The following is a 10,367-nucleotide window of genomic DNA, read 5'->3' as shown; positions in this document are numbered from 1 at the left end:
GAGGGGAAGAGGCCTTCCGGGTCGGCGCCGGAGAGGGTGAAGGCGTCGGTGTGACAGACGCTGGTGGCGGCGATGCGCACCAGCACCTCGCCGGCCTTGGGCCCCTCGACGTCGATCTCGACCAGCTCCAGCGGCTTGCCTGCAGCCAGGGCGATGGCAGCGCGTGATTTCATGCGGATGACCTCTTTCGTTGGCGGTATTTTCAACGATTAGTCTAGGCAATGGGACATCTTGGGATAAAGTGCATCAAACTCACAACATTATTGTTGATGAACAACAATCCCTCTGGAGGTACCCAATGCAACGCTGGGACAGAATCGAAGCCTTCATCGAAGTGGTTCGCCTGGGGACCTTTGCGGCCGCCGCCCGGCATCTAAAGGTCTCCAACTCTCATGTCAGTCGTCTCGTCAGCCAGTTGGAGAATCAACTGGGTACCACCCTACTCTACCGCACCACTCGCCAGATCCACCTCACCGACGCAGGCGCCCTCTACTATGAACATTGCCGCCACCTCTTCGACGGCTTCCGCGAGGCCGAGGCGGCCATCAACGACCTGGAGGCACTGCCTCGGGGCGTGCTCAAGCTGACCTCGGCGACCACCTTCGGCGAGCGTTTCATCGCACCGCTGGTCAACGACTTCCTCAAGCTTCACCCTCAGCTTCATGTGCGCATGCACTTCACGAACCGCCAGGTCGATATCATCGATGAAGGGTATGACATTGCCATCCGCATGGGCACACTCAAGGATTCGACACTGATCGCCAGACGGCTCTGCGAACGGCACGAATACGTGGTCGGCTCACCGGATTACTTTACCCGGCGCCCCAGCCCCATAGCTTGTCGGAACTCGCCAGCCACAGCTGTCTGGTCGGCTCACGGGACCACTGGCGCTTCGATGTAGAGGGGATACGCCGAGAGGTGCGTGTCGAAGGTGCCTGGGAGGCCAATTCGGGGCCTGCCCTGCTGGATGCAGCCCTGAAGGGGCTAGGGTTGGCCCAGCTGCCCGATTACTACGTCGACTCCCACCTGGCCAACGGCAAACTGATCTCCGTGCTGGAGTCATATCAGCACGACGATACCGCGGTCTGGGCCGTCTACCCGCGCCATCGTCACCGCTCACCCAAGGTACGCCAGTTCATCGACTATCTCGTTGAGCATATCGAAGAGCAGCTCCCGGTACGGCGTCGAGCTTCACTCTAACACCGTGCTGCACGCTACCTTTAGCGTGGCTGGGACTGAATGACTGAACACCGCACCGAAGTGGAAAAAGTGGGCAAAGTGCCATAGCTTAATATTGTCGACCCCGGCCTTTCACGGCCTTCCCATTTGAGGTTATCGATGGATGACAACAACGTTCCTCGACGCGGTTTGCTGGCTGCTACCATGGTGGTGCTCGCCTTCTCGCTGTTCGCTGCCCCCGCCGCCCTGGCCAACGACTATCCCACAGAAGCACGAGTCGACTACGTGCTGGGCTGCATGGCTGCCAACGGTAACAGCTACCTGACCATGCAGAAATGCTCCTGCAGTATCGACGTGATCGCCGAGCACCTTCCCTACGAAACCTACGAGCAGATCGACACGGTCATGAGCATGCAGGACCAGCGTGGGGAGCTTGGCGTGCTGTTCCGTACCGAACGCGGCATGCAGGATCAACTGCAGGCACTGCGCCAGGCCCAGGCCGACGCCAACCTGCGTTGCTTCTAGGAGCATGATCCCACGCCTCGCTTCGCGCCCTGTCGCCGGGCTGCTGCTGGCCGCCGGTATCACTTCCTCGGCGATGGCCGACAGCCCCGGCGATCACGCCCAGGGTGAGCGCCTGTTCCGCGCCCAGTGTGTCGGCTGTCACAGCCTGGCACCAGGTGAGCATCTGGCCGGTCCCAGCCTGCACGACCTGATAGGTCGCCCCGCCGGCGGTATCGACGACTTCGACTACTCCCCTGTGCTCGATGATGCCGACTTCGTCTGGAACGCCGAAACCCTCGACGCCTTCCTTGCCGCCCCGGACGACTTCCTGCCCGGTACCCGCATGGTGTTGTGGGGGCTCGACGAGCGTTCGCGCCAGCGCATCATCGACTATCTGGAAAGCATCGCCGAGCCCTGATGGTCAGTCGCCACCCCCGCCTTTGCGCGCCATCAGGCCCCGCGAGGGGTTATATCCCCATATCGCCAACGCCAGCAGCACGATGGCCACCATCACACTGATCAGGACGGCATCCCCATTGAAGCGCTCGTACATGGCAAAGCGGATCATCTCCACCGCGTGGGTGAAGGGATTAAGGGCGGCGATCTGGTAGACCAGGTAACTGCCCTCGCGGATGCGCCATAGCGGATAGAGCGCGGAAGAGAGGAAGAACATCGGAAGATGACGAAGTTCATCACCCCGGCGAAGTTCTCCAGCTGGCGAATGAAGGAGGAGAGCAGCAGCCCCAGGGCGCCGACCATGAAGCCGGTCACCAACAGCGCCGGCAGCAAGTATACGTAGCCCATCAGCGGCGCCTGGATGCCGTACCACCAGGCGATAGCCAGGAAGACGTAGACCTGCACCACCGACACCAGGGTGCTGGCCAGCAGCTTGCAGATCAGCAGGTACCAGCGCGGGAAGGGGCTGACCAGCAGCACCCGCATGCTACCCATCTCGCGGTCGTAGACCATCGACAGCGAGCTCTGCATGCCATTGAACAGCTGGATCATGCCCACCAACCCCGGCACGATGTAGACCTCATACAGAATGTAGGTCTGGTAGGGCTCGGTCATGGCCACGCCCAGCGCCATGCGAAAGCCGGCGGCGAACACGAACAGCCACACCAATGGCCGCACCAGGGCGGCGATAAAACGACTGCGCTGATGCAGGAAGCGCAGCAGCTCGCGCCCCACCACGCCGCGCAGGCAGTGCAGCCAGGGCATCAGGCGCATGGCGCCTCATCTCCGCCTGTCTCCTCCCCCCCTGTCAAACGATCGAAGGCCTCGCCCAGGGTGGCGACACCGAGCCGGGCGGCCAGCGCCTCGGCCCGCTCACTGACCAGCAGCCGGCCGCGATGGAGCACCAGCACACGGTCGCCCGGGCGCACCTCGTCGATCAGGTGGGTCGCCCACAGCACCGCCACGCCCTCCTCGTCGCACAGTCGGTGGACATGGTCGACCAGCTCTCGGCGCGAGGCGATATCGAGCCCCACGGTGGGCTCGTCGAGTAGCAGCAGGCGTGGCGAGTGCATCAGCCCCCGGGCGATCTCCACCCGTCGCTTCTGGCCGCCTGAGAGCCGGCGTACCCGGGTGCGATGCTGATCGGCCAGCCCTACCCGCTCGAGCTGCGACTCGGCCTGCTGACGGGCCTCGCGTGGCCCCATGCCGTGCAGGGCACCATGGTAGGCAAGGTTCTGGATCACGCTGAGGTCAAGATCCAGGGTCGGCTGCTGGAACACCACGCCGATGCGGGCATGGGCCTGCACCGCCTGGTGTCGCACGTCGAAGCCGCCGATACGGATCTCGCCCCGGCGGCGATCGTGCAGCCGGGTAATCAGCGAGAACAGCGTCGTCTTGCCGGCGCCGTTGGGCCCGAGCAGCACGACGAACTCCCCGGCCTCGATGGCCAGGGAGACCGACTCCAGCACACGCTTCCCGCCGTAGGAAAAGTCCAGGTCGCGCACCTCCAGGGCAGGCGTCAACGGCTCCGGAGGTGTTCCACCGATTTGCGCGGAAGAGACGCTCACGGCTCGACGATCACCCCCCAGGGGAAGCGCCCCACCGGGATCGAGCGCACCGCCCGCAGTCCATCGACTTCGATCATGGTGACATCGCCACTGACCCCGTTGGTGGTATAGAGCCGGCTCTCGTCACCGTTGAGCGCCAGGTGCCAGACCCGCTGGCCGACGAGAATGTAATCGAGCACCTCATAGGTCTGCTGGTCCACCACCGCCACCCGGTTGGAGGGCCCCAGGGCCACGAAGGCGTAGCGTCCGTCGGAGGTCAGCACGACCCCCACCGCCTGCACGGTCTCCCGGGGCACGCCGGGCACGTCGAAGCGGATGGTGTGCTTGACGTCGAAGGTCTCCTCCATGTCGAGAATCGACACCGTGCCGGCAATCTCCGCCGAGACCCAGGCCTCGCGACCGTCGTGGGTGAACTCGGCGTGGCGCGGCCGGGCCCCCACCAGACGATGGTGGACCGCTTCCATGGTTTCGGTATCGATGATATGCGCCATATTGGAGGTCTCGGTGGTGGAGACCAGCCAGCGTCCGTCGGGGCTGATACCGAGCCCCTCGGGCTCGACCCCCACGGGAATCTCGGTGACCAGGGTACGAGCCTCGTAGTCGAGCACCGAGACGATATTGTCGTCCTCGTTGGAAACGTAGATGTAGGGGCGGTTGGGGTCGACGCGGATCACCTCGGGATCGTCGCCGGAGGCCTGGCTGCGCACCACCTGCAGCGTTTCCAGGTCGATCATGTCGATGGCCTCGTCATCGCCCACCGCCACGAATAGCTCGCTGCCGTCGCTACTGAAGGCCATGGAGCGCGGTCGACGCCCGACATCGATGGTCTCGACCACCTCGAGAGTGGCGCCATCGATCACCGAGAGGGTGTTGTCCTTCTCGTTGGAAACGAAAATGCGTTCCGCCTCGGCGGCCAGGGGCAGCGCCAGCAGGCCGCCCAGCGCCAGCCCCAGCAAGGCATGTCGGGAAGCGGGGATCCAGCCCCGCGGATTCAGAAGCGACATTGTGATTCCCCCTCATCGGCGCCAAGCGCATCGAGTGGTGTACGAGGATGCAGGTAGCCCTCCTGGGGCGAAACCGACGCCACCATGCGCGGGCCGGTGATCAGGATCGGCTGGCGCAGCTGGTGATTCCAGGTACGGTAACTGACCGGGAAGCCAAGGTAGCCGGCGAGCTCGAACTCCTCGCTGAGCATGTAGTCGAGCACCTCATCGCGCTCGACGGAGCCGGTTCTGGCGGCCGCCTCGCCTAGGGAGCGTACCGCCAGCCAGGCGCCGAAGTCGCGGGGTGTCATCCAGCGGTCGGCGAGCTTCTCGAAGCGTCGCTGCAGCTGTACCGCCCCCCAGGACTCATGCGCGCGGTGCCAAGGTGTCGCGATCAACCCCTGGGTGCCCACCACCGGGCGCGGCGCCCAGGTCTGATAGGGGAAATATTCACCGAAGTAGTCGGTCTCGTCGGCGATCACCAGCACGTCGTGTTCGGCAAACTCCTGCACGAAGACAGGGATCTCGCGTTGGATGGCGTGGAACCCACCCTCGGCACGGCGTGCCATGGGATCGTGGGGCCACATCTCCTCGCCCACCACGCGATGGCCATAGCGCTCCGCCGAGGCGCGCAGGGTCTCGGCCAGCAGGCGATCCTCATCGGTGTTGCCATAGACCAGCGCCCAGCGGTCCCACTGCTTGTAGCCGAGGAACTGGGCCAGGGCATCGGCCAGCATCCGCCGGCTCGGCGTGGTGTGATAGAGGCTGGGGTGGCAGGACTCGTCACGCAACACGTCATCCGGCGCCCCGGCGTTGAACACTATTCTATCCCCCAGGGCGGGGTGTGCCATCACCTCCAGTAGCGCCTCGGCGGGCAGGCCGCTGACGATCCAGTCGGCCCCCTGGTCGATCAGGCTCTGCAGCGCCTCGCCCACATCGCCGCCCTGGGGGACTTCGGCCTCATGCAGCAGGAACTCCTGATCGAGAAACTGGGCCGTGGCGTTATTGTCGTTGATGCCAAGCCGAGCGCCCTGAAGTCCCTCGTCGTCCAGCACCGGGTCGAGCACCGAGAGCGGCTCCTGGTCGTCGGGCCTCTCCATGCCCAGGTAGCCCAGGGTAATGGTGGCCGGCGAATCGGCCACCACGTTTGTCGGCCAGGCCAGGCCAATGGCAATCCCTCCAGCGGTGAGCCAGCGAAGGGGACGGGACAGGATCGTCATGCATGCTCCTCAGGCAGGCGTGCTGCCGCTGTTGTTATGGTGTTTGTACTCCCGCTGTCGTTATTGTGCTCACGGCAGGCGTTCCATGATCACTCGCGTCATACGGCTGAGTTTTTCCTCCAGCAGGTAGGGTTGTTCACACATGGCCGGCAGCGCCTGCTGGCGCATCTGGAAGGTGCGCTGCTCCCAGAACAGGTCATCTGCCAGGCGTTCGATTTCCGCCTCCTCTGCCCCCTCCTCGCTGCGCTTCTTCTCCAGCTCGTCGACCATGTTCGAGATGACATCGAGACGAGCCACCTGAGCACGGGAGGCGCGCCGTATGCTGTCGATGGTGCGCCGCCGCTCGCGGTTGGTGAGCTCGAAGAGACCGGAGAACAAGAGTGTGAGCCGCTCCTCGGCCTCGTCGTCGTCCACCGAGGCAACGAAATCGCGAACCCGCTCCAGGCCTTCGCCTTCGGGGGTGGCTCGCGCGGTGGCGAAGCGCGCCACGCGACCGACTTCCTCGTCGTCCCACCACTGCCGTTCCAGCTCGTCCAGCGGGGGACCGGCCCAGATGGTGCCCCAGGACATCTCTGGAATCAGCCGCTGAACGCAGGGCCAGTCCGGAGGCCCTGCCGCCGCCCGCTGAGCCTCGACCTGTGCCACGCCACCCACTGCCAGGAGTGCACCGAATCCCAGCACCAGGAGGCTGGCGCTAAACGGCGTCACAGCCAGGCATCTCATGACTCCCCTCCCTCACCCGGCACGATCAGCTGCCCACGTCGATCGAGCAGCGGTACCTGATATTCGCTCAGAATGGCGTGAACCTCCTCCTGATGGCGATCGATGAAGTCGTTGATCCAGTCCTTCCAGTGGGGCTCGCCGCGGCGGATGCCCATGGTGATGCGGTAGTCCAGCCGGGCGCCGGAGGTATCATCGACCAGAGGCAGGACACGCAGTGGCGGATCGTGGCGGGATGCGTAATAGCCGGCTAGCGGGCCCCACAGCACGGCCCCATCCGTGTTTCCCGCGACCACATCCTCGACGGCATCACGCACCGGCGCCCGCACCCGGGTATCCACCATCAGCGGGTACCCCACCACCACGGCCCCGCTACCACGCAGTGCCACCATCGGCGGGGTTTCGGCCACCACGCCGATACGCAGGCCCTGCAGCGACGGGTCATCCAGGCTGGTTGCTTCAATCCCGGACGCCGCCGGCACCACCAGCGCATAGACGGAACGGTAATATTCGTTGGTGTTCTGCACGAACTCGTAGCCGGCAACGGCACCGATGATCACATCGCAGACGCGCAATTCGAGGGTGTTGCGCACGAAGCCCATGACCTGAGGTGCCCAGACATAGACCAGGGGCACTCCCATGTCCTCGGCCATCAGTTCAGCGATGCGGTTCTCGAAACCGTCCCCCGCTTCGTTGCTGAACGGCATGTTGTTGCCGTCCATGCATACCCTCAGGGCCTCGCGGTCCAGGCGTTCCGGTAGATTCGCCGCAGCGGATCCGACACCCAGGACCAGCACACCCCATAGCAACCAGAGGCAAATGACACTTCTCATTTGCCCTCCCACTCGAGCGTGATGAGCCACTGGGTCACTCCTCGACCTCGTCTTCGTTATTCTCTTCGTCGGAATCTGTCTCTGTCTTTTCCTGCTTCTGGTCTCCTTGTTTCTGGTCCTTACGATCTGGATCTTTCCGATCATCCCTATCCTTCGGTTCCACGCCCTCCTCCTGGTCCACAATTTCCTGCTCTGCTTCCTCCTGTTCTGCTTCCTCCTGCATCGATTCGATGATCTGAGGGCGACCGCGCCCCAGGCCACCTTCGCCGCGCGCACGCAGATAGCTGAAAAGGTTTGGGATATTGCCCATCACATAGGGATCGTCGGCAAAGGAGGGCATTACCTGGCCCGGCTGCACTTCACGCCCGGCGGCAATGGTCCCGGCAAAGTTCTCCCAGCCGCGGCGCTCTACGGCACGGACAAGGTTGGGCGCGAAGGAAGAGCCCAGCCCATCCGGCCCATGACAGGCCATACAGGCCCGGGTGTAGACAATGTAACCTTCGTAGGTATCGGGATCGACCTTGCCATCTTCGACGACGAAGGCACCCGTTCCCTCACCCTCGATGCGATGCTCGTCGGCCAGGCCGGGTTGGGACAGCCCAAGCAGCAGGGCGATGAATACGGAGAATGTACAGCGAGTACGCACCAATACCGACATGCAGCGCTTCCTTCTGGATACCACAGGAGTTTCTCGCCTTAGCGCGAGTCGCTCCTGAAGAGAGCTGGTAAAGGGCACGGGTGGAAAACCCGTGCCCACCTCTTGCAACAAGTCATCGGCTCAGTCAGGCAGAGCAAAGACCGTCAGGACACCGCCGAGCTTGGTGTAGTCACCAAGAGCGGAGAAGACGCCCACCGCACCCAGACCCTCTTCGGGATCCTCGAGGCCTGCCGCCAGACCGATACCGGCCCAGCCACCGACCCCGGAGAGCACTGCGACGTACTGCTTGCCCTCATGTTGGAAGGTATTGATGTTGCCGATGATTCCCGAGGGCGTCTTGAAGCGCCACAGCTCCTCGCCGTTTTCGATATCGACTGCCTTCACGTGGCCCTCGAGAGTGCCGTAGAAGGCCAGGTCACCGGCCGTCGCCAGCGCACCACTCCATACCGCAAAGCGCTCGTCGATTTCCCATACGGTTTCACCTGCCACGGGATCCCAGGCAATGAAGCTACCCAGGCGACCTTCCATGCCACCGTTCTCGGACGGCGCGGGCATCATGGTCAGGGTGGCGCCCACATAGGGCTGGCCCGCCACGTAATCGGTCTCGTAGGGTTCATAGTTCATGCAGATCCGGTTGATGCCGGCATAGATCAGGCCAGTCCTCGGCGAATAAGCGCTGGGCTGCATGTTCTTGGCGCCCATGGCGGTGGGACAGATATCGGTGGTATTGACATCCACCCCCTGGCGGAAGGTGCTGTACTCCTCATTCACATTAGGCCGGCCGGTCTCCATGTCGTAGCTGTCCGCCCAGTTGGTTTCCGGTGCAAATTTCTCGGCCACCAACAACTCACCACTCTCGCGGTCCAGCAGGAAGCCGAAGCCGGTACGATCGATGATCGCCAGTCCCTTGCGCTGCTCACCCTCGAACTCGACGTCGATCAGTTGATTCTCGTTGACTCCGTCGTAGTCCCACTCGTCGAAGGGGACCTTCTGGTAGACCCACTTGACCTCGCCGTTGTTGGGGTCACGGGCGAAGACGGTTATCGCCCACTTGTTATCGGCCGGCTCACCATCCACGGCCCGCTGAGCCGGGTTCCAGGTGCCGGGGTTGCCGGTACCGTAGTAGATCAGGTCGAGATCGGGATCGTAGGTGACCCAGCCCCAGGGGCCCCGCCACCGCGCTCCCACTCGCCCTCAGGCCAGGTTGTCACGCCCAGGTCGGACTCACCGATCGGTTCACCCATCATCGTCGTAGTTTCCGGGTCGATCAGCACTTCGTCGTCCGGGCCGGTGGAATAACCGCGCCACACCTGCTCGCCGGTCTCCACGTCATAGGCGGTGATATGGCCGCGAATGCCGTACTCCCCGCCGCTGATGCCGACGATGACCTTGTCGTGCACGACCAGGGGCGACATGGTGTTGGATTCGCCGATGGTATGGTCACCGTTGCTCACATCCCACAGCAGGTCGCCACTCTCGGCGTCCAGGGCGATCAGCGTATTGTCGGCCTGGCCCAGGAAGAGGCGACCGTCGGCATAGGCCAATCCGCGGTTCACGGTATCGCAGCACATGACCGGGATAACGCGGGAATCCTGGTCCGGCTCGTAGCTCCAGACCACGCGTCCTTCGTCTTCCAGGTCTAGCGCGAATACCTTGTTTGGGAAGGGGGTGTGGATATAGAGGCGCCCGTCGCCAACATAGAGGGGGCCGCCTTCATGACCGCGCAGAACGCCGGTGGAAAATTGCCAGACCGAGCGTAGTTCATTGACGTTATCGCGGTTGATTTGCTCCAATTCGCTGAAGCGGTTGCCTTGATAGTTACCCAGCTGAGTGGCCCAATATTCCGGGTTCTGCTGGAGCTCGAGTTGATTCTCGTTGGCGTAAGCCAAGGAAGCGGCCATCAACCCGGTGGCCGTCACTGCATAACCAATCTCCCGAAGCATGGCGTTGTCTCCGTAATACTGAATAGTGTGCCTGGGGGAACGGCACATCTCGTTGTGGTTGTTGTGGCTGTCGTCTCGTTTCAGTCATTGACACTAAAGAGGTCTAGCAAAACTTTCGTTCACACCGTCCCGCTCATTGGCGATTTACACGCTGCCTACGGTCAAAAGACTATTGTCTTCCAGCAACAATCCCTTCCCATCCCTGCTACAGCCTTGCTTCTTCGACCGAAACAGGTAGTGGCCCGTATCAAGAGCAGAGCTTTTCGCAAAACTTAGACTTTGGTCGAAAGGTAGAACGCTCAC

The 10,367-nt window shown here is 63.0% G+C and carries 12 protein-coding genes and 2 pseudogenes; 3 read left to right on the top strand and 11 right to left on the bottom strand.

What is annotated here, in order from left to right:
* A pseudogene (locus tag Q427_RS31505) lies at positions 1-173 on the bottom strand (S-(hydroxymethyl)glutathione dehydrogenase); the annotation flags it as partial.
* A 125-nt stretch (positions 174-298) separates the two neighbouring features.
* On the opposite strand from Q427_RS31505, the pseudogene Q427_RS19270 reads away from it, so the two are divergent.
* From Q427_RS19270 to Q427_RS19260, 3 genes and pseudogenes are all read left to right on the top strand, one after another.
* Positions 299-1,200: pseudogene (locus Q427_RS19270) on the top strand (LysR family transcriptional regulator).
* Between the two features lie 138 nt (positions 1,201-1,338).
* Complete coding sequence (locus Q427_RS19265; RefSeq protein WP_051496537.1) at positions 1,339-1,704, top strand: hypothetical protein; 366 nt, start codon at positions 1,339-1,341, stop codon at positions 1,702-1,704.
* 4 nt (positions 1,705-1,708) lie between these two features.
* The gene (locus Q427_RS19260) at positions 1,709-2,101 is read left to right on the top strand and encodes a c-type cytochrome (RefSeq protein ID WP_043516719.1); all 393 of its coding nucleotides are present in this window, start codon (positions 1,709-1,711) and stop codon (positions 2,099-2,101) included.
* A 3-nt stretch (positions 2,102-2,104) separates the two neighbouring features.
* On the opposite strand, the gene Q427_RS34455 is transcribed toward Q427_RS19260, so the two are convergent.
* From Q427_RS34455 to Q427_RS35595, 10 genes are all read right to left on the bottom strand, one after another.
* On the bottom strand, positions 2,105-2,251 hold the full coding sequence (locus Q427_RS34455) for a hypothetical protein (RefSeq protein ID WP_231613796.1): 147 nt from the start codon (positions 2,249-2,251) through the stop codon (positions 2,105-2,107).
* On the bottom strand, positions 2,248-2,913 hold the full coding sequence (locus Q427_RS19255) for an ABC transporter permease (RefSeq protein ID WP_231613795.1): 666 nt from the start codon (positions 2,911-2,913) through the stop codon (positions 2,248-2,250). The genes Q427_RS34455 and Q427_RS19255 overlap by 4 nt, the downstream gene beginning before the upstream one ends.
* Positions 2,904-3,707: an ABC transporter ATP-binding protein gene (locus Q427_RS19250; protein ID WP_051496536.1), complete on the bottom strand. Its 804-nt coding sequence runs from the start codon at positions 3,705-3,707 to the stop codon at positions 2,904-2,906. The genes Q427_RS19255 and Q427_RS19250 overlap by 10 nt, the downstream gene beginning before the upstream one ends.
* Positions 3,704-4,711, bottom strand: coding sequence for a PQQ-dependent catabolism-associated beta-propeller protein (locus Q427_RS19245; RefSeq protein ID WP_051496535.1), 1,008 nt, complete (start codon positions 4,709-4,711; stop codon positions 3,704-3,706). Before Q427_RS19245 ends, Q427_RS19250 begins: the two co-directional genes overlap by 4 nt.
* Complete coding sequence (locus Q427_RS19240; RefSeq protein WP_043516718.1) at positions 4,699-5,910, bottom strand: ABC transporter substrate-binding protein; 1,212 nt, start codon at positions 5,908-5,910, stop codon at positions 4,699-4,701. The genes Q427_RS19245 and Q427_RS19240 overlap by 13 nt, the downstream gene beginning before the upstream one ends.
* Before the next feature lie 69 nt (positions 5,911-5,979).
* Positions 5,980-6,633 (bottom strand): hypothetical protein, encoded by a 654-nt coding sequence (locus Q427_RS19235; RefSeq protein ID WP_043516717.1) that lies wholly within the window; start codon positions 6,631-6,633, stop codon positions 5,980-5,982.
* Positions 6,630-7,463, bottom strand: coding sequence for a quinoprotein dehydrogenase-associated putative ABC transporter substrate-binding protein (locus Q427_RS19230; protein WP_043516715.1), 834 nt, complete (start codon positions 7,461-7,463; stop codon positions 6,630-6,632). Before Q427_RS19230 ends, Q427_RS19235 begins: the two co-directional genes overlap by 4 nt.
* Positions 7,464-7,497: 34 nt before the next feature.
* Positions 7,498-8,220, bottom strand: a complete 723-nt coding sequence (locus Q427_RS29210) for a c-type cytochrome (protein ID WP_231613797.1) — start codon at positions 8,218-8,220, stop codon at positions 7,498-7,500.
* Positions 8,221-8,241: 21 nt separating this feature from the next.
* Complete coding sequence (locus tag Q427_RS35600; RefSeq protein WP_269321286.1) at positions 8,242-9,309, bottom strand: PQQ-binding-like beta-propeller repeat protein; 1,068 nt, start codon at positions 9,307-9,309, stop codon at positions 8,242-8,244.
* Positions 9,249-10,064, bottom strand: coding sequence for an outer membrane protein assembly factor BamB family protein (locus Q427_RS35595; protein WP_269321285.1), 816 nt, complete (start codon positions 10,062-10,064; stop codon positions 9,249-9,251). Before Q427_RS35595 ends, Q427_RS35600 begins: the two co-directional genes overlap by 61 nt.
* Positions 10,065-10,367: the final 303 nt, after the last annotated feature.

Source organism: Halomonas sp. BC04 (genome assembly GCF_000568385.1).
The sequence above is the reverse complement of the archived record's forward strand: the minus strand, read 5'-3'. Positions and strand labels throughout refer to the sequence as shown.

What these genes read in the sequence shown, in the direction of transcription:
- Q427_RS19265 (WP_051496537.1), top strand. Translation starts at nt 1,339, where the DNA reads ATGGATGACAACAACGTTCCTCGACGCGGTTTGCTGGCTGCTACCATG.
- Q427_RS19260 (WP_043516719.1), top strand. Translation starts at nt 1,709, where the DNA reads ATGATCCCACGCCTCGCTTCGCGCCCTGTCGCCGGGCTGCTGCTGGCC.
- Q427_RS34455 (WP_231613796.1), bottom strand. Translation starts at nt 2,251, where the DNA reads ATGATCCGCTTTGCCATGTACGAGCGCTTCAATGGGGATGCCGTCCTG.
- Q427_RS19255 (WP_231613795.1), bottom strand. Translation starts at nt 2,913, where the DNA reads ATGCGCCTGATGCCCTGGCTGCACTGCCTGCGCGGCGTGGTGGGGCGC.
- Q427_RS19245 (WP_051496535.1), bottom strand. Translation starts at nt 4,711, where the DNA reads ATGTCGCTTCTGAATCCGCGGGGCTGGATCCCCGCTTCCCGACATGCC.
- Q427_RS19240 (WP_043516718.1), bottom strand. Translation starts at nt 5,910, where the DNA reads ATGACGATCCTGTCCCGTCCCCTTCGCTGGCTCACCGCTGGAGGGATT.
- Q427_RS19235 (WP_043516717.1), bottom strand. Translation starts at nt 6,633, where the DNA reads ATGAGATGCCTGGCTGTGACGCCGTTTAGCGCCAGCCTCCTGGTGCTG.
- Q427_RS19230 (WP_043516715.1), bottom strand. Translation starts at nt 7,463, where the DNA reads ATGAGAAGTGTCATTTGCCTCTGGTTGCTATGGGGTGTGCTGGTCCTG.
- Q427_RS35595 (WP_269321285.1), bottom strand. Translation starts at nt 10,064, where the DNA reads ATGCTTCGGGAGATTGGTTATGCAGTGACGGCCACCGGGTTGATGGCC.